The sequence below is a fragment of the Streptomyces sp. C36 genome, from assembly GCF_040932295.1.
GTDB lineage: Bacteria > Actinomycetota > Actinomycetes > Streptomycetales > Streptomycetaceae > Streptomyces > Streptomyces triculaminicus.
Genome location: NZ_JBFQGI010000003.1, coordinates 436,848 through 456,465, shown reverse-complemented (window position 1 = coordinate 456,465; position 19,618 = coordinate 436,848). Strand labels below are relative to the sequence as shown.

At 71.2% G+C, this 19,618-nt stretch carries 17 protein-coding genes; 9 read left to right on the top strand and 8 right to left on the bottom strand.

Annotation, left to right across the window (positions count from 1 at the left end):
* Position 1 precedes the first annotated feature (1 nt).
* From ccrA to pssA, 7 genes are all read left to right on the top strand, one after another.
* The gene (gene ccrA / locus AB4K12_RS11855; RefSeq protein WP_368434164.1) at positions 2-1,339 is read left to right on the top strand and encodes a crotonyl-CoA carboxylase/reductase; all 1,338 of its coding nucleotides are present in this window, start codon (positions 2-4) and stop codon (positions 1,337-1,339) included.
* 22 nt (positions 1,340-1,361) lie between these two features.
* Entirely contained in the window at positions 1,362-3,374 is a 2,013-nt protein-coding gene (locus tag AB4K12_RS11850; protein WP_368434163.1) for a protein meaA, read from the top strand.
* Complete coding sequence (locus tag AB4K12_RS11845) at positions 3,371-4,342, top strand: CoA ester lyase (RefSeq protein WP_362252231.1); 972 nt, start codon at positions 3,371-3,373, stop codon at positions 4,340-4,342. The genes AB4K12_RS11850 and AB4K12_RS11845 overlap by 4 nt, the downstream gene beginning before the upstream one ends.
* A 5-nt stretch (positions 4,343-4,347) precedes the next feature.
* Positions 4,348-4,860 (top strand): MaoC family dehydratase, encoded by a 513-nt coding sequence (locus AB4K12_RS11840; RefSeq protein ID WP_362252788.1) that lies wholly within the window; start codon positions 4,348-4,350, stop codon positions 4,858-4,860.
* 2 nt (positions 4,861-4,862) lie between these two features.
* The gene (locus tag AB4K12_RS11835) at positions 4,863-6,068 is read left to right on the top strand and encodes an acyl-CoA dehydrogenase family protein (RefSeq protein ID WP_086570644.1); all 1,206 of its coding nucleotides are present in this window, start codon (positions 4,863-4,865) and stop codon (positions 6,066-6,068) included.
* Between the two features lie 178 nt (positions 6,069-6,246).
* Complete coding sequence (locus AB4K12_RS11830; RefSeq protein ID WP_086570646.1) at positions 6,247-6,903, top strand: phosphatidylserine decarboxylase; 657 nt, start codon at positions 6,247-6,249, stop codon at positions 6,901-6,903.
* Positions 6,890-7,741, top strand: a complete 852-nt coding sequence (gene pssA / locus AB4K12_RS11825; RefSeq protein WP_086570648.1) for a CDP-diacylglycerol--serine O-phosphatidyltransferase — start codon at positions 6,890-6,892, stop codon at positions 7,739-7,741. The genes AB4K12_RS11830 and pssA overlap by 14 nt, the downstream gene beginning before the upstream one ends.
* Positions 7,742-7,827: 86 nt before the next feature.
* On the opposite strand, the gene AB4K12_RS11820 is transcribed toward pssA, so the two are convergent.
* Positions 7,828-8,958 carry a glycerate kinase gene (locus AB4K12_RS11820; RefSeq protein WP_368434162.1) on the bottom strand — a complete coding sequence of 377 codons (1,131 nt, stop codon included), beginning with the start codon at positions 8,956-8,958 and terminating at the stop codon, positions 7,828-7,830.
* A 135-nt stretch (positions 8,959-9,093) separates the two neighbouring features.
* On the opposite strand from AB4K12_RS11820, the gene AB4K12_RS11815 reads away from it, so the two are divergent.
* Entirely contained in the window at positions 9,094-10,776 is a 1,683-nt protein-coding gene (locus tag AB4K12_RS11815) for a BCCT family transporter (RefSeq protein WP_368434161.1), read from the top strand.
* A 13-nt stretch (positions 10,777-10,789) separates the two neighbouring features.
* On the opposite strand, the gene AB4K12_RS11810 is transcribed toward AB4K12_RS11815, so the two are convergent.
* The 3 genes from AB4K12_RS11810 to AB4K12_RS11800 form a co-directional block, all read right to left on the bottom strand.
* Positions 10,790-11,308 (bottom strand): methylated-DNA--[protein]-cysteine S-methyltransferase, encoded by a 519-nt coding sequence (locus tag AB4K12_RS11810; protein WP_086570654.1) that lies wholly within the window; start codon positions 11,306-11,308, stop codon positions 10,790-10,792.
* A 100-nt stretch (positions 11,309-11,408) separates the two neighbouring features.
* Complete coding sequence (locus tag AB4K12_RS11805) at positions 11,409-12,818, bottom strand: phytoene desaturase family protein (RefSeq protein ID WP_368434445.1); 1,410 nt, start codon at positions 12,816-12,818, stop codon at positions 11,409-11,411.
* Positions 12,819-12,875: 57 nt separating this feature from the next.
* The gene (locus AB4K12_RS11800) at positions 12,876-13,712 is read right to left on the bottom strand and encodes an inositol monophosphatase (protein ID WP_368434444.1); all 837 of its coding nucleotides are present in this window, start codon (positions 13,710-13,712) and stop codon (positions 12,876-12,878) included.
* A 194-nt stretch (positions 13,713-13,906) separates the two neighbouring features.
* Between AB4K12_RS11800 and AB4K12_RS11795 the strand changes: the two genes are divergently transcribed.
* On the top strand, positions 13,907-14,962 hold the full coding sequence (locus AB4K12_RS11795; protein WP_368434160.1) for a biotin/lipoate A/B protein ligase family protein: 1,056 nt from the start codon (positions 13,907-13,909) through the stop codon (positions 14,960-14,962).
* Positions 14,963-14,989: 27 nt separating this feature from the next.
* Here AB4K12_RS11795 and AB4K12_RS11790 read toward each other — a convergent pair whose 3' ends face one another.
* The 4 genes from AB4K12_RS11790 to AB4K12_RS11775 are packed head-to-tail and all read right to left on the bottom strand — an operon-like array spanning position 14,990 to position 19,573.
* Complete coding sequence (locus AB4K12_RS11790; protein WP_362252209.1) at positions 14,990-15,991, bottom strand: TIGR03842 family LLM class F420-dependent oxidoreductase; 1,002 nt, start codon at positions 15,989-15,991, stop codon at positions 14,990-14,992.
* A 26-nt stretch (positions 15,992-16,017) separates the two neighbouring features.
* Positions 16,018-17,418, bottom strand: coding sequence for a dihydropyrimidinase (hydA, locus tag AB4K12_RS11785; protein WP_368434159.1), 1,401 nt, complete (start codon positions 17,416-17,418; stop codon positions 16,018-16,020).
* Complete coding sequence (locus AB4K12_RS11780; protein WP_368434158.1) at positions 17,415-18,734, bottom strand: aspartate aminotransferase family protein; 1,320 nt, start codon at positions 18,732-18,734, stop codon at positions 17,415-17,417. Before AB4K12_RS11780 ends, hydA begins: the two co-directional genes overlap by 4 nt.
* Complete coding sequence (locus tag AB4K12_RS11775) at positions 18,731-19,573, bottom strand: nitrilase-related carbon-nitrogen hydrolase (RefSeq protein WP_362252201.1); 843 nt, start codon at positions 19,571-19,573, stop codon at positions 18,731-18,733. The genes AB4K12_RS11780 and AB4K12_RS11775 overlap by 4 nt, the downstream gene beginning before the upstream one ends.
* Positions 19,574-19,618: the final 45 nt, after the last annotated feature.

Genomic DNA, 19,618 nt, shown 5'->3' with positions numbered 1-19,618 from the left:
CGTGAACCAGATACTCGACGCCATCCTCGCGTCGGACGCCAGCCCCCAGGACTTCGCCGCCCTGCCGGTCCCCGAGTCGTACCGCGCGGTCACCGTGCACAAGGACGAGGCGGAGATGTTCGCCGGGCTCACCACCCGGGAGAAGGATCCCCGCAAGTCGCTGCACGTGGAGGAGGTGCCGGTGCCCGAACTGGGCCCCGGCGAGGCACTCGTGGCCGTCATGGCCAGCTCCGTGAACTACAACTCGGTCTGGACCTCGATCTTCGAGCCGGTCTCGACCTTCGCCTTCCTCGAGCGCTACGGCAAGCTGTCGCCGCTCGGCAAGCGGCACGACCTGCCGTACCACGTCATCGGCTCCGACCTGGCGGGCGTGGTGCTGCGCACCGGCCCCGGCGTCAACGCCTGGCGGCCCGGCGACGAGGTCGTCGCCCACTGCCTGTCGGTGGAGCTGGAGTCCGCCGACGGGCACAACGACACCATGCTGGACCCGGAGCAGCGGATCTGGGGCTTCGAGACCAACTTCGGCGGCCTGGCGGAGATCGCGCTGGTGAAGTCCAACCAGCTGATGCCCAAGCCCCAGCACCTGAGCTGGGAGGAGGCCGCGGCCCCCGGGCTGGTCAACTCCACCGCCTACCGCCAGCTGGTCTCCCGCAACGGTGCCGGGATGAAGCAGGGCGACAACGTCCTGATCTGGGGCGCGAGCGGCGGACTGGGTTCGTACGCCACGCAGTTCGCGCTCGCCGGCGGGGCGAACCCGATCTGTGTGGTCTCCAGCGAGCAGAAGGCGGAGATCTGCCGCCGGATGGGCGCCGAGGCGATCATCGACCGCAGTGCCGAGGGCTACCGGTTCTGGAAGGACGAGCACCACCAGGACCAGCGCGAGTGGAAGCGGTTCGGCAAGCGCATCCGCGAGCTGACCGGCGGCGAGGACGTGGACATCGTCTTCGAGCACCCGGGCCGCGAGACCTTCGGCGCCTCGGTGTACGTCACCCGCAAGGGCGGCACGATCGTCACCTGCGCCTCGACCTCCGGCTACAACCACGAGTACGACAACCGCTACCTGTGGATGTCCCTCAAGCGCATCGTGGGCTCGCACTTCGCCAACTACCGCGAGGCGTGGGAGGCCAACCGCCTGGTCGCCAAGGGGAAGATCCACCCCACCCTGTCGAAGACCTACGCGCTCGCCGACACCGGCCAGGCCGCGTACGACGTCCACCGCAACCTCCACCAGGGCAAGGTCGGCGTGCTCTGCCTGGCGCCGGAGGAGGGCATGGGGGTGCGCGACCACGAGATGCGCGAGCGACACCTGGAAGCGATCAACCGATTCCGTAACGTCTGAGATCTGAGAGACGGCCCGATACATGACTGAGCGTCAGAAGGATCGTCCGTGGCTGATGCGGACGTACGCCGGGCACTCCACGGCCGAGGCGTCCAACGAGCTCTACCGGCGCAACCTCGCCAAGGGGCAGACCGGCCTGTCGGTCGCGTTCGACCTCCCGACGCAGACCGGATACGACCCCGACCACGTCCTCGCCCGCGGCGAGGTCGGGCGGGTCGGGGTCCCGGTCTCCCATCTCGGTGACATGCGGCGGCTGTTCCAGGACATCCCGCTGGAGCAGATGAACACCTCCATGACCATCAACGCCACCGCCATGTGGCTGCTGGCCATGTACCAGGTGGTCGCGGAGGAGCAGGGCGCCGACGTCACCAAGCTGCAGGGCACGACGCAGAACGACATCGTCAAGGAGTACCTCTCGCGCGGGACGCACGTCTTCCCGCCGGGCCCCAGCCTGCGGCTGACCACGGACATGATCACCTACACGGTGAACCACATCCCCAAGTGGAACCCCATCAACATCTGCAGCTACCACCTGCAGGAGGCGGGGGCCACCCCGGTTCAGGAGATCTCCTACGCGATGTCCACCGCGATCGCCGTGCTCGACGCGGTGTTCGCCTCCGGACAGGTGCCCGAGGAGCGCCGGGGCGACGTCGTCGCCCGCATCTCGTTCTTCGTCAACGCCGGCGTCCGGTTCATCGAGGAGATGTGCAAGATGCGCGCCTTCGGCCGCATCTGGGAGCACATCACCCGGGAGCGCTACGGCATCGAGAACCCCAAGCAGCGCCGCTTCCGCTACGGCGTCCAGGTCAACTCCCTGGGCCTGACCGAGGCCCAGCCGGAGAACAACGTCCAGCGCATCGTCCTGGAGATGCTGGCCGTCACCCTCTCCAAGGACGCCCGCGCCCGCGCCGTGCAGCTGCCCGCCTGGAACGAGGCGCTGGGCCTGCCCCGCCCCTGGGACCAGCAGTGGTCGCTGCGCATCCAGCAGGTCCTCGCGCACGAGAGCGACCTGCTGGAGTACGAGGACATCTTCGAGGGATCGCACGTGATCGAGGCCAAGGTCGGCGCCCTGGTCGAGGAGTGCCTGGCCGAGATCGCCCGGATCCAGGAGATGGGCGGGGCGATGGCGGCCGTGGAGTCCGGCTACCTCAAGTCGCAGCTGGTCTCCTCGCACGCCGAGCGGCGGGCCCGGATCGAGGCCGGCGAGGAGCGCATCGTCGGCGTCAACTGCTACGAGTCCACCGAGCCCAACCCGCTCACCGCCGACCTCGACACCGCCATCATGACCGTCGACCCGGCGGGCGAGGCCCGGGTCGTCGCCGCCCTGCACTCCTGGCGCGACGACCGCGACGAGGGCCGTGCCCAGGAGGCGCTGTCGGACCTGAAGAAGGCCGCGGCGGGCTCGGACAACCTGATGGCCGCCACCCTGGAGTGCGTGCGCGCCGGCGTGACGACCGGCGAGTGGTCCTGGGCCCTGCGGGACGTCTTCGGCGAGTTCCGCGCCCCCACGGGCGTCAGCGGCGCCCCGCTGGCCGTGACCGCCGAGGCGGGCACGCCGCTGGCGGCCGTACGCGCCAAGGTCGCCCGTACCGCCGAGGAGCTGGGCACCGGACGGCTGCGGCTGCTGGTGGGCAAGCCCGGCCTGGACGGGCACTCCAACGGCGCCGAGCAGATCGCCGTACGGGCCCGCGACGCCGGGTTCGAGGTGGTCTACCAGGGCATCCGGCTCACCCCCGAGCAGATCGTCTCGGCGGCCGTCGCCGAGGACGTGCACTGCGTGGGCCTGTCCATCCTCTCCGGCTCGCACGCCGAGCTCGTCCCCGACGTGCTGGCCCGGCTGCGTGCGGCGGGGGCGCGCGACATGCCCGTCATCGTCGGTGGCATCATCCCGTCGGCCGACGCGACCGCCCTGCGGGCGGCCGGAGTGGCCGCGGTCTTCACCCCTAAGGACTTCGGTATCACGGAGATCATCGGCCGTATCGTCGACGAGATCCGCACAGCGAACCAGCTCGACCCCCTGGAGGTCTCCGCATGAGCACGTCCTCTCCTGTCAACCGGCTGCGCCCCCGCCGCTCCTGCCTCGCCGTCCCCGGCAGCAACCCCCGCTTCCTGGAGAAGGCCCAGGGGCTCCCCGCCGACCAGGTCTTCCTGGACCTCGAGGACGCGTGCGCGCCGCTGGCCAAGGAGGGCGCCCGGCACACGATCGTCGACGCGCTCAACAACGGCGACTGGACGGGCAAGACCACGGTCGTCCGGGTCAACGACTGGACGACGCACTGGACCTACCGCGACGTGATCACGGTCGTCGAGGGCGCCGGCCCCAACCTCGACTGCATCATGCTGCCCAAGGTGCAGGACGCCCAGCAGGTGATCGCGCTGGACCTGCTGCTGACGCAGATCGAGAAGACCATGGGCTTCGAGGTCGGCCGCATCGGCATCGAGGCGCAGATCGAGAACGCCAAGGGTCTGGTGAACGTCGACGAGATCGCCGCCGCCTCGCCGCGCCTGGAGACGATCATCTTCGGCCCGGCCGACTTCATGGCCTCGATCAACATGAAGTCCCTGGTCGTCGGCGAGCAGCCGCCCGGCTACCCGGCGGACGCCTACCACTACATCCTCATGCGGATCCTGATGGCCGCCCGCGCCCACGACCTGCAGGCCATCGACGGCCCGTACCTGCAGATCAAGAACGTCGACGGCTACAAGGAGGTCGCGGGCCGGGCGGCGGCGCTGGGCTTCGACGGCAAGTGGGTGCTGCACCCGGGCCAGGTGGAGGCCGCCAACGAGGTCTTCTCGCCCTCCCAGGACGACTACGACCACGCCGAGCTGATCCTGGACGCGTACGACTGGTGCACCTCCGAGGCGGGCGGCAAGAAGGGTTCGGCCATGCTCGGCGACGAGATGATCGACGAGGCGAGCCGCAAGATGGCACTGGTCATCGCCGGCAAGGGGCGGGCGGCCGGGATGACCCGTACGTCCAAGTTCGAGATCCCGGAGGCATGAGCGCGATGCGATTCGGCCGCACCTTCGAAGAGTTCACCGTGGGCGACGTCTACAAGCACTGGCCCGGCAAGACGGTCACGGAATACGACGACCACCTCTTCTGCCTGCTGACGATGAACCACCACCCGCTGCACATGGACAGCAATTACGCCGAGAAGACGACGGATTTCGGCCGGAACGTGGTGGTGGGCAACTACATCTACTCCCTGCTGCTGGGCATGTCCGTGCCCGACGTCTCGGGCAAGGCGATCGCCAATCTCGAGGTCGAGTCGCTGAAGCACATCGCGCCGACCTTCCACGGCGACACGATCTACGGCGAGACGAAGGTGCTCGACAAGACGCCCTCACGGTCGAAGAGCGACCGCGGGATCGTCCACGTCGAGACCATCGGCTACAAGCAGGACGGCACCGTCGTCTGCGTCTTCCGGCGCAAGGTGATGGTCCCCACCGCCACATACGTCAAGGAGCGCGGCGGGGAACAGCCCGGCCGCCCCGAGCCGATCATCCGGGAGAAGTGAGCATGGGCCGCCTGGCGCAGACCGAAGGACTGACGGACGTCCAGCGGGAAATCCTCGCGACCGTCCGCGAATTCGTCGACAAAGAGATCATTCCGGTCGCCACCGAGCTGGAGCACCGCGACGAATACCCCACCCGGATAGTTGAGGGGCTGAAGGAACTCGGCCTGTTCGGCCTGATGATCCCCGAGGAGTACGGCGGGCTGGGTGAGTCTCTTCTCACATACGCGCTGTGCGTCGAGGAGATCGCCCGGGGCTGGATGAGTGTGTCGGGAATCATCAATACGCACTTCATCGTGGCCTACATGCTCAAGCAGCACGGCACCCGGGAACAGAAGGATCATTTCCTGCCGCGGATGGCGGCGGGCGAGGTCCGGGGCGCGTTCTCGATGTCGGAGCCGGGGCTGGGCTCGGATGTGTCGGCCATCACATCCAAGGGTGTGCGGGACGGCGACGACTTCCTGCTGACCGGCCAGAAGATGTGGCTGACCAACGGCGGCTCCTCGACCCTGGTGGCGGTGCTGTGCCGCACGGACGAGGGGCACCCCGAGGGGACCGCGCCGCATAAGTCGATGACCACCTTCCTGATCGAGAAGGAGCCTGGATTCGGGCAGGTCAAGCCGGGTCTGACCATCCCCGGCAAGATCGAGAAGATGGGCTACAAGGGCGTCGACACCACCGAACTGATCATGGACGGCCTGCGCGTTCCGGCCGACCGGGTCCTCGGCGGGGCCACCGGCCGCGGCTTCTACCAGATGATGGACGGCGTCGAGGTGGGGCGGGTGAACGTCGCGGCGCGTGGCTGCGGCGTCGCACAGCGTGCCTTCGAACTGGGCGTTTCCTACGCCCAGCAGCGTCACACCTTCGGAAAGGCCATCGCCCAGCATCAGGCCATTCAGTTCAAATTGGCAGAAATGGCTACGAAGGTCGAAGCCGCCCATGCGATGATGGTGAACGCGGCGCGCAAGAAGGACTCGGGTCAGCGCAACGACCTCGAGGCCGGAATGGCCAAATACCTGGCCTCCGAGTACTGCAAGGAGGTCGTCGAGGACGCCTTCCGCATCCACGGCGGCTACGGCTTCTCGAAGGAGTACGAGATCGAGCGTCTCTACCGGGAGGCGCCGATGCTTCTGATCGGTGAAGGTACGGCCGAGATCCAGAAAATGATCATCGGGCGCCGACTGCTCGAGGACTACCGAATCCACGGGTAATTGTCTGATTTAGGGAGATTTGGCGGCTTTACAACAGAGAAGAAGATCACACACTGTCATCACTGTTCGGCCATCGACTGGCCCTGGCGCTTAGCCAGTTGCCACCCGCAACCGATAGCATCCCGGAAAGCCGCCGTCCCCCGATCGTTCGCGGCACCCTCCGCTACGAAGGTCACCCATGCCCCACAGCTCTTCCTCTGCACCTCGCGTCAGCCTCCGCGGCGTACGCCTCGCGCGCGGAGCATCGCCGTGGCTCCTGCCGACCGTCGCCACCGCCGCGGTCAGCCTCTCCCAGGCCCGCCGTTCCGGCCGCTGGGCGGCGCTGGCCGTGCCCACCACCGCGCTCGCGGCGGGCATGCTGTGGTTCTTCCGCGACCCCGATCGCGAGATCGCCCAGGGCCGGGTCATCAGCCCGGCCGACGGCGTGGTGCAGAGCATCATGCCCTGGAAGGACGGACGAACCCGCGTCGCGATCTTCATGAGCCCGCTCAACGTCCACGTCAACCGCGCGCCGATGTCCGGCACGGTGACGTCGGTCGAGCACATCCCCGGCGGGTTCGTTCCGGCTTTCAACAAGGAGAGCGAGAACAACGAGCGCGTCGTCTGGCACTTCGACACCGAGCTCGGTGACATCGAGATGGTCCAGATCGCCGGCGCCGTCGCCCGCCGCATCGTGCCGTACATCGACGCGGACACCAAGGTGGAGCAGGGCGACCGTATCGGCCTGATCCGGTTCGGCTCGCGCGTCGACATCTACCTCCCCGAGGGCGTCGAGGTCGCGGTCGAGGTCGGCCAGGCCACCACGGCAGGGGTGACCCGCATTGACCGCGATTGAGCCGGACACCCAGGCCGCCTGGGTTCCCGAGGCGGACGCCGACGACACGGACGACATGCCGCTGTCCACTCGGCTGTCGATAGCGGACACCCTCACCCTGGGCAACGCGATCTGCGGGTTCATGGCGGTGTACTTCACCACCACCGGCGTCCTCATCCCCCACCTCACGGGGAACGAGGACGGCGGTATGGCCCGCCACAGCGCGGCCACCGCCGTGATACTGATGCTGCTCGCGTCGGTCTTCGACCTCTTCGACGGGCTCGTGGCGCGCAAGCTGCGCAGCTCGGCGATGGGCGCGGAGCTGGACAACCTCTCGGACCTGATCAGCTTCGGCCTGGCCCCCGCGTACTTCGTGGTCGTCTGGGGCATGGTCGCCGACGACGCCCACCAGCGGGTGTCGGCGGTCGCCGCCATCGTGGTCCTGCTGGCCGTGGTGCTGCGGCTCGCCCGCTTCTCCTGCGTCCAGCTGCGGGACGGGATCTTCCAGGGCATGCCGAGCCCCTTCGGCGCGCTGACGGTCGTCTCGATCGTGCTGCTGGAGCTGCCCTTCGTGCCGACGCTGCTCGCGATCATGGGTGTGGCGTGGCTGATGGTCAGCCGGGTCGAGTACCCCAAGCCGCGCGGGCCGCTGGCCGTGGCCATGCTCAGCTGGATCGTGCTCAGCATGGGCCTGCTGGCTGCCTGGGCCTTCGACGCGCCGGGTGGTGAGCTCCTGCTCCAGACGGGCTGCGCCCTGCAGGTCGTCCTCGGTGCGGTGATCCCGCTGTTCGCCACGGCCCGCCGGGTGAACACCTTCCGCGACAACCGTCGCGAGGCACGGGCCGCGCAGCTGCCGTAGCGCTGCGCGCGGCTTCGAACGAACGGCGTGGGGCCCGGGCGAATCGCCCGGGCCCCACGCCGTTTCGGCGTGTGGGAGCTCCGGGCTCAGCGGAGGTGGTCGCGCGCGATGGCCTCGGCGCACAGCTCCAGCAGCGGGCCCGCCTGGGCCACGCACCGCCCGAGGTCCGGTTCCAGGTCCGTCAGGGCGTACGCGCGCTCGATGCCCGCGCCCGCGAGGGCGGCGGGGCCGAGAGCCAGCCGGCCGCAGACGGCCACCACCGGCGTACCGGACGAGGCCCGGGCCACCCCCACCGGCGCCTTGCCGTGCAGCGTCTGCTCGTCCAGCGAGCCTTCCCCGGTGACGACGAGGTCCGCCCCCGCCAGCGCCGCGCGGAACCCCAGCACCTCGAGCATCACCTCGATGCCCGGCCGGAAGGCCGCTCCCAGCCCGGCCAGGGCGCCGTAGCCCAGCCCGCCCGCCGCCCCGGCTCCGCGCGCCCCGGCGAGCTCCCCGCCGTCCAGCACGCGCGCGTAGTGCGCGAGCGCGGCGTCCAGCACCGCCACGTCCTCGGGCGAGGCGCCCTTCTGCGGCCCGTAGACCGCCGCGGCCCCGCGCGGGCCCGTGAGCGGATTGTCGACGTCGCCGGCGAGCACGAGGGAGGTCCGGGCGAGCCGTGCGTCGAGCGCGGACAGATCGGCGTGGTGCAGCGCCGCGAGGGCCGCGCCGCCCGGCGCCAGAGTTCTCCCCCGCACGTCGGTCAGCCGTGCCCCGAGCGCGGCGAGCATGCCGGCTCCGCCGTCGGTGGTGGCGCTGCCGCCCACTCCCAGCACGATGGTGCGCGCGCCGGCGTCCAGCGCGGCCAGCAGCAGCTCCCCGGTGCCCCGCGTGGTGGCCGTGAGCGGCGCGAAGGCGCCGTCCGGCAGGAGCCGCAGCCCCGAGGCCTCGGCCATCTCCACGACGGCGGTGCCGTCGGCGCCGCGCAGCGCGTACGCCGCGTCCACCGGCTCTCCCAGCGGGCCGGTCACCCGCGCCGCGCGCCGCTCGAACCCGGCGGCCAGCGCGGCCGCGACCGTGCCGTCCCCGCCGTCCGCGACGGGCAGCGCGGTCACGGCCGTGTCCGGCGCGACGCGCCGCAGTCCGGCGCCCACGTGCCGGGCGACCTCGAGTGCCGTCAAGGACCCCTTGAACTTGTCCGGGGCCACCAGTACGCGTCGTCGGCGTGTCGTATCCGCCACCGTGCCTCCCCTCACCTCTGCCACCTCTGCGTCAAGCCGCCGTGACCCTACCCGGGGGACTGTCGTCGCGCCCATGCCCCGGAGGCGGCGTGCCACCCCGGCCGAACCGGTCGTTCCCGGCCATAGTGGGGCGTCATGAGCACCGAGAGCACTGATGTGCGCACGCCGAAGGACGAGCCGCCGGACATGCCGCTGGTCGTCATCGGCGGGGCCGCGGTCCTGGCGGTGGTCGCATGGGCGGCGCTGGGCAAGCACTCGTTCGATCATGTGTCGACGACGGCCCTGAGCTGGGTGCTGTCCAATTTCGCCTGGCTCTTCGTGATCGCGGCGGACGCCTTCCTGGTGCTGTGCGTGGTGATCGCCGTCAGCCGTTTCGGGCGGATCAGGCTCGGTGCGGACGACTCCGGTCCGGAGTTCGGCAATCTCGCGTGGATCGCGATGATGTTCAGCGCCGGCATGGGCATCGGCCTGATGTTCTACGGGGTCGGGGAGCCGCTGCAGCACTTCGTCGTCCCGCCCCCGGGCAGCGGCGTGCCTCCCGGCAGCCCCGCCGCCGCCCGTACGGCCCTGGAGTACTCCTTCTTCCACTGGACCCTGCACCCCTGGGCGATCTACGGCATGGCGGGCCTCGCGCTGGCCTACGCGGGCTTCCGCAAGGGCCGCGGCAACCGCCTCAGCTCCGTGTTCGTCCCGCTGCTCGGCGAGGAGCGGACGGCCGGCTGGCCCGGCCGGGCCATCGACCTGCTGGCCGTCTTCGCCACGGTCTTCGGCACCGCGACCAGCCTGGGCCTGGGCGCCCTGCAGGTCTCCAAGGGCCTGAACATCACCACCGGCGTCCAGGACTCCACCGCCCTGGAGCTGATCATCATCGTCTCGCTGTCGGCGGCGTTCGTGCTCTCGGCCTTCTCCGGGCTGCACAAGGGCGTGAAGTGGCTGAGCACCCTCAACATCGCGCTGGCCGCCTGCCTGATGGTCTTCGTCTTCCTCCTCGGCCCGACGGTCTTCGTCCTCAACACCATCCCGGCGGCCACCGGCGGCTACCTCCACGACCTCATGGTCATGGCCACCCGCACCGGAGCGTTCACCGACTCCGCGTGGCTGGGCGCGTGGACGGTCTTCTACTGGGCGTGGTGGCTGTCCTGGGCCCCGTTCGTCGGCACGTTCATCGCCCGCATCTCCCACGGCCGGACGATCCGCGAGTTCCTCATCGGCGTCCTGCTGGTGCCCAGCGGGGCGACGGTGGTGTGGTTCTGCGTGATGGGCGGCAGCGCGCTGCGGCTGGACATGACCGGGACCGCCGACATGGCGGGGACCGTCCGGGAGGGCGCGGAGGCGTCGCTGTTCGCGCTGCTGGACACCCTGCCGCTGGCCACGCTCACCTCGTGGATCGCGATGGCGCTGGTGATGACCTACTTCATCACCAGCGCCGACTCCGCGTCGCTGGTGATGGGCTCGCTCTCCAGCCGGGGCGCGCTGCACCCACGCACCTGGCTGGTGGTGGTGTGGGGCGTGCTGATGGCGGCGGTGGCGGCCGTGCTGCTGGTGGCGGGCGGCCTGAAGTCGCTGCAGTCGGCGACGATCCTGGTAGCACTGCCGTTCGTGCTGGTGATGCTCGCCCTGTGCTGGTCGCTGCTGACGGAGCTGCGGACCGACCCGGGGGCGGGCCCGGCCCGGCACCACGCCCTGCACGGGCTGGGGGACGCGCTGCGCACGATGGTCGGCGAGGCGCTGACCGAACACGGCCCGGTCCGCCACCCCCGGCTGCGCCGGGTCGCGGAGAGCGCGCGGGAGCGGGGCGAGGACACCGGCGAGAGCTGAGGGCCGGTGCGGCCTAGAACAGGCGCCCGGCGTCGGCCGGCTCGCCGCCGCCCTCGAAGGCCAGCAGCTGCCGCTTGCGGTCCAGGCCGCCGCCGTAGCCGGTGAGGCTGCCGTTGGCCCCGATGACGCGATGGCAGGGGACGATGATGCTGATGGGGTTCTTGCCGTTCGCCAGGCCGACCGCGCGGGAGGCGCTCGGGGAGCCGATGCGGGCGGCGAGCTCGCCGTAGCTGATCGTCTCCCCGTAGGGGATCCGTCGCAGCTCGTCCCAGACCCGCTGCTGGAACGGCGTGCCCTCGAGGCGGAGCGGGAGGTCGAAGTCGGTCGCCTCGCCCGCGAAGTAGGCGGTGAGCTGCCGGACCGCCTCCGGGAACGGCCCGCCGTCGTCCCGCGCCCCGAAGGTCTCCTCGGGCGGCTGGTGGCGATGGCCGAGCATGTACAGGCCGCACAGCACGCCGTCGGCGGCGACGAGGGTCAGCGGCCCGTAGGGGCTGTCGACGACGGTGTGGACACGGGTGGAGTCGGTGCGCATGGTTCCAGGATGATGCCTGGGGGCAGAGCGCGGCTGGCGGATTTCGGACATCGTCCCTGCCGTCACTGCGCCCATCGTCCCGCCCGGTGCTTCACGGCCGTCACGCCTCTCGCAGCCGTCGCCAGACCGCCTTCGCCGCGTGGTGCCCGGACATCCCGTGCACCCCCGGCCCGGGCGGTGTGGCGGACGAGCACAGGAACACGGCGGGGTGCGCCGTGGCGTACGGCACGCGCGCCAGCTTGGGCCGGATCAGCAGCCGCAGGCCCGCGACGGAGCCGGTCGCGATGTCCCCGCCGATGTAGTTGGGGTTGCGCGCGGCGAGCTCCGGCGGCCCGGCCGTGGCCCGCGCCAGGACGCGGTCGCGGAAGCCCGGCGCGAAGCGCTCGATCTGCCGCTCGATGACCTCGGTGGCGTCGCCCTCCCAGGCGCTCGGCACATGTCCGTAGACCCAGAAGGTGTGCTTGCCCTCCGGGGCCCGGGTGGGGTCCACGACGCCGGGCTGGGAGGTGATGAGGAAGGGCACGGACGGGTCGTGGCCGGCGGTGGCGGCGTCCAGGGCGGCGCCGATCTCCTCGTAGGTGGGGCCGATGTGGATCGTGCCGGCCCGGCGCGCGGGCTCGGCGGTCCAGGGCACCGGGCCGTCCAGCGCGTAGTCGATCTTGAAGACGCCGGGGCCGTAGCGGAAGTGCTCGTAGGCGTTGCCCAGGCCGGCGATGCGGGCGAGCGCGGTCGGCGAGGTGTCGAAGACGAAGGCGCGGGCGGGCGGCAGGTCGTCCAGGTGCTTGACCTCGAAGCCGGTGTGGATCGTGCCGCCGAGCTCGCGCAGGTACGAGGCGAGGGCGTCGGCGATGGCCTGCGAGCCGCCGCGCGGGACGGGCCAGCCGCACTCGTGGGCGGCGAGGGCGAACATCAGCGCCATGCCGCCGAGCCCGAAGCCGCCGAGCGGCGCGATGCCGTGGGCGGCCAGCCCCGCGAACAGGGCCCGGGCCTTGGCGTCCCGGAAGCGCGTCCTCGCCAGCAGGGCGGCCGACTGGGCGGCCACCAGGCCGAAGCGCGCGTACGTGACGGGGTCGGCCGGCAGCCCGTCCCACTGGGTGCGCAGGAAGTCCGTGGCGAGGGTGTCCCACTTGCCGTGGAAGGGCGCCATGAGCCGGCGGTAGGCGCCCGCGTCGCGCGGGCCGAGCGAGGCGGCCGTCTCGCCGACGCGCCGCGAGAGGACCGCGGCCGTGCCGTTGGGGAAGGGGTGGGCCATCGGCAGGTCGGGGTGGAGCCACCGCAGGCCGTGCCGGTCCAGCGGCATGGCGGCGAACGCGGGCGAGCGCACGGCGAGGGGATGCACGGCGGAGCACGGGTCGTGGCGGAAGCCGGGGAGGGTCAGCTCCTCGGTGCGGGCGCCGCCGCCGATGGCGTCGGCGGCCTCGAACACCTCGACCGTCAGGCCGCGGCGGGCCAGTTCCACCGCGGCGGTCAGCCCGTTGGGCCCCGCTCCCACGACGACCGCGTCGAGCATGGTGGCCACCGGACGGCTCCCCTCGTCGCCTCACGACCCGCCGGACGCCCCGTCAGGTCAGCCGGCGGATGCCAGCAGGCCCAGGATATGCCGCAGCGTCGGCTCGTCCCGCGCCGCGCTGAACGGCAGGGTGTTGCCGCCCGCGATACGGAAGGGCTCGCCGGCGAGCGTCCCGCTCGCGCCGCCCGCCTCGGCGACCAGCAGCAGCCCGGCGGCGTGATCCCAGGGGTTCTCCCAGGAAAAAGCCAGCCCGTCCAGCCGGCCCTGGGCCACGTGCAGGTATTCCAGGCCCGCCGAGCCGCAGGGGCGCGGAGCGATGCCCTCCGTCAGCAGCGCCGCCAGGACGCGCTTCTCCTCGTCGGTGGTGAAGTCGTAGTGCGATATGGCCACTTCCAGATCGCGGCCCGGCTCGGGCGAGCCGCAGCGCAGCGGCTCGCCGTTGAGCGTCGCCCCGCCGCCGCGGCGGGCGATCGCCATCTGGTCCAGGGCGGGGGCGTACGTCCAGGAGGCGAGCAGCTCGCCGTGGTGCGCGAGGCAGACCAGGGTGGCGAAGCCGGCGTCGCCGTTCACGAACTGCCGGGTGCCGTCGACCGGGTCGACGATCCACACCGGGTCCTCGCCGCGCAGCGCGCGCAGCACGCCCGGGTCCGCGTACACGGCCTCCTCGCCGACGACGACCGAGCCGGGCAGCAGGGCGGTGAGCGCTGCCGTCAGGTGCTCCTCGGCGCGCCGGTCGGCGACGGTCACCAGGTCGTAGGGGCCGTTCTTCTCGACGATCTCGTCCGTCGCGAGCTGCCGGAAGCGCGGCATGATCTCGGCGGCGGCCGCCTTGCGGACCGTCTCCTCGACCTCGTCCATCCGCCCCGCGAGGAACGCGTCGACCGTGGGAACCATGTGAGCCATATGGACATCGAACCACGTCACACCGACATTCGGTGGTGCCGCGGTGGCCCCGCGACGACATCGCGGTGAACGCCTGTGCGCACCTCGCGCCGCCGCGGCCCCGTGATGATCGGGGACGGAGTTACGGTGGGTTTCCGTCGCCGGCCGGATGAGCCGGCGGGAGAAACGAAGCTGGAGGGTGCGCCGTGCACGGTGAATACAAGGTGCCGGGCGGCAAGCTCGTCGTCGTCGACGTGGAGGTCCGGGACGGGGCGCTGCGCGACGTGCGGGTCGCCGGGGACTTCTTCCTGGAGCCGGACGAGGCGCTGCTCGACATCGACCGGGCACTGGAGGGCGCCGACGCGGACCTGACCGCCCCCGAGCTGGCCGCCCGTATCGACGCCGCCCTGCCGGAGGGCACGGTCATGTTCGGCTTCTCGTCGGAGGCCGTGGGCATCGCCGTGCGCCGCGCCCTGGCCCAGGCCACCGACTGGCACCACTACGACTGGCAGCTCATCCACGACGGCCCCCAGCCCCCCGCCCTGCACATGGCGCTGGACGAGGTGCTGACCGCCGAGGTCGCCTCCGGCCGCCGGCCGCCGACGCTGCGCGTGTGGGAATGGGAATCCCCGGCCGTGGTCATCGGCAGCTTCCAGTCCCTGCGCAACGAGGTGGACATGCCGTCCGCCGAACGTCACGGCATGACGGTGGTGCGGCGCATCAGCGGTGGCGGGGCCATGTTCGTGGAACCCCAGAGCACGATCACCTACTCGCTGTACGTGCCGGACTCGCTCGTGCAGGGGCTGTCCTTCGCGGACAGCTACGCCTACCTCGACGACTGGGTGCTGGCCGCCCTCGGGGACATGGGCGTCAAGGCCTGGTACCAGCCGCTGAACGACATCGCCACCGAGGCCGGGAAGATCGCCGGAGCCGCGCAGAAGCGGATGGTCGGCGAGAACGGTGCGGTGCTGCACCACGTGACCATGGCCTACGACATGGACGCCGACAAGATGCTCGAGGTGCTGCGCATCGGCAAGGAGAAGCTGTCCGACAAGGGCACGAAGAGCGCCAAGAAGAGGGTGGATCCCCTGCGCCGCCAGACCGGGCTCCCGCGGCCGGCCGTCATCGAGAGGATGATCGAGTCGTTCCGCGGGCGGTACGGGCTGCGGGAGGGCTCCGTCACGGCGGAGGAGCGGGCGCGGGCCGAGGAGCTCGCCGCCGTGAAGTTCTCCTCGCCGGAGTGGACGGCGCGCGTTCCGTAGCACCCCCGGCCGGCGCCGTCGTCCGCGTCATCCGCCCAGCGCCGGAATGATGTGCTCCCCGTAGGCCCGGATCGTCTCCTCCTTCGCGTCGTGCATGGCGTAGACGGCGAACTGGTCCACGCCCAGCTCCCGCAGCCGCTCCAGCCGTTCGCGGTGCGCCGCCACCGGGCCCAGCAGGCAGAAGCGGTCGACGATCTCGTCCGGCACGAAGTCCGTGGAGGGGTTGCCGGCGCGGCCGTGGTGACTGTAGTCGTAGCCCGCGCGCTGCTTGATGTACGCCGTGAGCGCCTCGGGGACCAGGCCGGAGTGCTCGCCGTAGCGGGTGACGAGGTCGGCGACGTGGTTGCCGACCATGCCACCGAACCAGCGGCACTGGTCGCGGGCGTGGCCGAGGTCGTCGCCGACGTAGGCGGGCGCGGCCACGCAGATGGTGACGGAGGCGGGGTCGCGGCCCGCTTCGGCGGCCGCGTCGCGGACGGCCTTGATCATCCACTCCGTCAGATACGGGTCGGCGAGCTGGAGGATGAACCCGTCGGCCTCCCGGCCGGCGAGGGCCAAGGCCTTGGGGCCGTAGGCCGCCATCCAGACGGGAAGCCGGCCGTCGCGCACCCAGGGCAGTCGCAGCGCCGTACCGTCTATGTCCGTCTCCCGGCCCTCCGCCAGGTCGCGGATGACCCGCATCGCCTCGCTGAGCGTGGCCAGGGTGTTGGGCTTGCGGCCCGCCACCCGCATCGCGGAGTCTCCCCGGCCGATGCCGCACACCGTGCGGTTGCCGTACATGTCGTTGAGGGTGGCGAAGGTGGAGGCGGTGACCTCCGGGCTGCGGGTGGAGGGGTTGGTGACCATGGGGCCGACGACGAGGCGTTCGGTGTGTTCCAGGATGCGGCTGTAGATGACGAAGGGCTCCTGCCACAGCACGGCGGAGTCGAAGGTCCAGCCGTAGCGGAAGCCGGACCGCTCGGCGGTGCGCATGAGCTCGACGACGGCGGAGGCGGGCGGGTCGGTCTGGAGGACGAGGCCGAAGTCCACGGTGCGGGATACTCCTTACGTGCGGGCTAGCTGAGGTACTGGCAGGTGGCGCGCGGTACGTAGCGCCCGTGTCCCGCCCGGCCGGTGAAGCGTCCGCGGTCGATGACGACCTCGCCGCGCGAGAGGACGGTCTCGACCTGTCCGGTGACGCGCTTGCCCTCGTAGGCCGAGTAGTCGACGTTCATGTGGTGGGTCTCGGCGGAGAGCGTCTGCGTGACGTGCGGGTCGTAGACGACGATGTCGGCGTCGCCGCCGGGGGCGATGCCGCCCTTGTGCGGGGCGAGGCCGAACATGCGGGCGGGCGCGGCGCAGGCGATCTCGATCCAGCGGCGGCGGGAGATGTGGCCGTCCACGACGGCCTGGTGGAGCAGGTCCATCCTGTTCTCCACGCCCGGCAGGCCGTTGGGGATCTTCGAGAAGTCGCCGCGGCCCAGCTCCTTCTGGCCGGAGAAGCAGAAGGGGCAGTGGTCGGTGGAGACCACCTGCAGATCGTCGGTGCGCAGCCCGCGCCAGAGCGCGGCCTGGTGCTCGCGCGGGCGCAGCGGCGTGGAGCAGACGTATTTGGCGCCCTCGAAGTCCGGCTCGGCGAGGTTGTCGGTGGACAGGAAGAGGTACTGCGGGCAGGTCTCGCCGAAGACCGGCAGGCCCTTGTCGCGCGCCTGGACCAGCTCGGCGACGGCCTCCTCCGCGGAGACGTGGACGACGTAGAGCGGGCTGCCGGCGACGCGGGCGAGCTGGATCGCCCGGTGGGTGGCCTCGGCCTCCAGCAGGGCCTTGCGGACTTCGCCGTGGTAGCGGGGGTCGGTCCTGCCGGCGGCGAGGGCCTGTTCGACCAGGACGTCGATGGCGATGCCGTTCTCGGCGTGCATCATGATCAGCCCGCCGTTGCCGGCGGATCTCTGCATGGCCCGCAGGATCTGCCCGTCGTCGCTGTAGAACACCCCGGGGTAGGCCATGAACAGCTTGAACGACGTCACTCCCTCCTCGACCAGGAGGTCCAGCTCCTTCAGGGAGCCGTCGTTCACATCGGAGAGGATCATGTGGAAGGCGTAGTCGATGGCGCACTTGCCCTCGGCCTTGGCGTGCCAGGCGTCCAGGCCCTCGCGCAGCGCCCGTCCGCGCGACTGGACCGCGAAGTCGACGACGGTGGTCGTGCCGCCCCAGGCGGCGGCGCGCGTGCCCGTCTCGAAGGTGTCCGAGGAGGACGTGCCGCCGAAGGGGAGCTCGAAGTGGGTGTGGGCGTCGACGCCGCCGGGGATGACGTACTTCCCCGTGGCGTCGATGGTGCGGTCGGCGCTCCAGCCGCGGGCGCAGGCGCTGCCGGGCGAGGCCAGCGCGGCGACCTTGCCGTCCTCGACGAGGACGTCGGCGCGGGTCTCGTCGGCGGCGGTGATGACCAGCCCGCCGCTGATGATCGTTGTGGTCATGGTCGTTGCTCCTCGGCGATGGTGTGTCCCGTCCGGCGCAGCGCCTCCTCCAGGGCCGCGGCGCCCTCCTCCGCCTCGGCCACGGTCAGCGTCAGGGGTGGGGCGAGGCGCAGGACGTTGCCCTCGCGGCCGCCCTTGCCGATCAGCAGGCCGGCCTCGCGGGCGTGTTCGAGGGCGAGGGAGGCGGCGCGCGGCGAGGGCGAGCCGTCGGGTCCGACGAGCTCGATGCCGATCATCAGCCCGCGGCCCCGGACCTCGCGGACGACCGGCAGCCCGGCGGCGATGGCGCGCAGCCGCTCGATGAGCAGGCCGCCGACGCGGCGGGCGTTGCCCTGCAGGTCGTGCTCGAGGAGGTAGGTGAGGTTGGCGAGCCCCGCGGCCATGGTGACGGGGCTGCCGCCGAAGGTGGAGATGGAGTTGGCCCCGAGGCAGTTCATGACCTCCGCGCGAGCGACGACCCCTCCGATCGACATGCCGTTGCCGATGCCCTTGGCGAAGGTCAGCAGGTCCGGCGGGCCGGCCGCGGCGTGCGCCTGCCAGCCCCAGAAGTGGTCGCCGGTGCGGCCCCAGCCGGTCTGCACCTCGTCGCTGATCCACAGGATGCCGCGGGGGGCGAGGACCTCGCGGAAGGCGGCGTAGAGCCCGTCGGGCGGGGCGGTGAAGCCGCCGACGCCCTGCACCGGTTCGGCGATCAGCGCGGCGACGGTGCCGTGCGTCTGGCCGAGGACGTCCTCGAGGTCCGCGACGCAGGCCTCGATGAACTCGCCGTCGGACAGGTGGGCGTAGGGGCCCCGGGTGCGGACCGCGCCGTGGACGTAGAGGGTCTGCAGCGGCGAGAGGCTGGTGGGCGACCAGGCGGAGTTGCCGGTGACGGCGACGGCGGAGAAGGAGCGGCCGTGGTAGCTGTTGCGCATGGCCAGGACCTGGTTGGAGCGCCGGTGGGCGGTGGCCAGCAGCAGGGCCGTGTCGGTGGCCTCGGTGCCCGAGGCGGTGAAGTAGACCCGGGCGTCGGGGATGCCGGACAGGGCCGCGACGCGCTCGGCGAGCTCCACCATGTGCCGGTCGAGGTAGAGGGTGGAGGTGTGCAGGATGCGCACGGCCTGCTCGCTGACGGCCTTGGCGACCTCGGGCAGGGCGTGGGCGGTCATGGTGGTGAGGATGCCGCCGAAGAAGTCGAGGTAGCGCCGGCCGCCGGCGTCCCAGACGTACCGGCCCTCGCCGTGGGTGAGCTCGAGCGGCTCGCGGTAGTAGAGGGCGAGCCACTCGGGCATGACGGCCCGGTGCCGGGCGTGCAGGGAGGGCTGCAGCGGGCTCATGGCCGCACCAGCCCGTCGTAGGCGTCGGGCCTGCGGTCCCGGTAGAACGCCCACTGCCGGCGGACCTCCTCGATGAGGTCGAAGTCCAGGTCGCGGACGAGGAGTTCCTCCTTCGTGTCGCTGGCGACCTCCCCCACGAACTGCCCGCGCGGGTCGACGAAGTAGGAGGTGCCGTAGAAGTCGTTGTCGCCGTACTGCTCCTGGCCGACGCGGTTGATCGCGGCGATGAAGTACTCGTTGGCGACGGCGGCCGCCGGCTGCTCGAGCCGCCACAGGTACCCGGACAGGCCGCGGGAGGTCGCGGAGGGGTTGTAGACGAGCTGGGCGCCCTCGAGGCCGAGCGAGCGCCAGCCCTCGGGGAAGTGGCGGTCGTAGCAGATGTAGACCCCGACCTTGCCGACGGCGGTGTCGAAGACGGGCCAGCCGAGGTTGCCGGGCTTGAAGTAGAACTTCTCCCAGAAGCCTCTGACCTGCGGGATGTGGTGCTTGCGGTACTTCCCCAGGTAGCTGCCGTCGGCGTCGATGACGGCGGCGGTGTTGTAGTAGAAGCCGGACGACTCGACCTCGAAGACCGGTACGACGATCACCATGCCGGTCTCCCGGGCGAGGTCGCGCATCCGGCGGACGGTCGGGCCGTCGGGGACGGGCTCGGCCCAGCGGAAGTGTTCGTCGTCCTGTACCTGGCAGAAGTAGGGGGCGTTGAACACCTCCTGAAAGCCGATCACCTTGGCACCCTGCGCGGCGGCCGCGCGGGCGTGCTCCTCATGCTTGGCGATCATGGACTCGGTGTCACCGGTCCAGGTCGCCTGGACCAGTGCGGCACGGACAACGTTGGCCATGAGCTGCTCCTCTGCCGGGGCGTGCTTCTACCAGGCTGATACGCG

What these genes read in the sequence shown, in the direction of transcription:
- AB4K12_RS11850 (WP_368434163.1), top strand. Translation starts at nt 1,362, where the DNA reads ATGACTGAGCGTCAGAAGGATCGTCCGTGGCTGATGCGGACGTACGCC.
- AB4K12_RS11845 (WP_362252231.1), top strand. Translation starts at nt 3,371, where the DNA reads ATGAGCACGTCCTCTCCTGTCAACCGGCTGCGCCCCCGCCGCTCCTGC.
- AB4K12_RS11840 (WP_362252788.1), top strand. Translation starts at nt 4,348, where the DNA reads ATGCGATTCGGCCGCACCTTCGAAGAGTTCACCGTGGGCGACGTCTAC.
- AB4K12_RS11835 (WP_086570644.1), top strand. Translation starts at nt 4,863, where the DNA reads ATGGGCCGCCTGGCGCAGACCGAAGGACTGACGGACGTCCAGCGGGAA.
- AB4K12_RS11830 (WP_086570646.1), top strand. Translation starts at nt 6,247, where the DNA reads ATGCCCCACAGCTCTTCCTCTGCACCTCGCGTCAGCCTCCGCGGCGTA.
- AB4K12_RS11815 (WP_368434161.1), top strand. Translation starts at nt 9,094, where the DNA reads ATGAGCACCGAGAGCACTGATGTGCGCACGCCGAAGGACGAGCCGCCG.
- AB4K12_RS11810 (WP_086570654.1), bottom strand. Translation starts at nt 11,308, where the DNA reads ATGCGCACCGACTCCACCCGTGTCCACACCGTCGTCGACAGCCCCTAC.
- AB4K12_RS11805 (WP_368434445.1), bottom strand. Translation starts at nt 12,818, where the DNA reads ATGCTCGACGCGGTCGTCGTGGGAGCGGGGCCCAACGGGCTGACCGCC.
- AB4K12_RS11800 (WP_368434444.1), bottom strand. Translation starts at nt 13,712, where the DNA reads ATGGTTCCCACGGTCGACGCGTTCCTCGCGGGGCGGATGGACGAGGTC.
- hydA (WP_368434159.1), bottom strand. Translation starts at nt 17,418, where the DNA reads ATGACCACAACGATCATCAGCGGCGGGCTGGTCATCACCGCCGCCGAC.
- AB4K12_RS11780 (WP_368434158.1), bottom strand. Translation starts at nt 18,734, where the DNA reads ATGAGCCCGCTGCAGCCCTCCCTGCACGCCCGGCACCGGGCCGTCATG.
- AB4K12_RS11775 (WP_362252201.1), bottom strand. Translation starts at nt 19,573, where the DNA reads ATGGCCAACGTTGTCCGTGCCGCACTGGTCCAGGCGACCTGGACCGGT.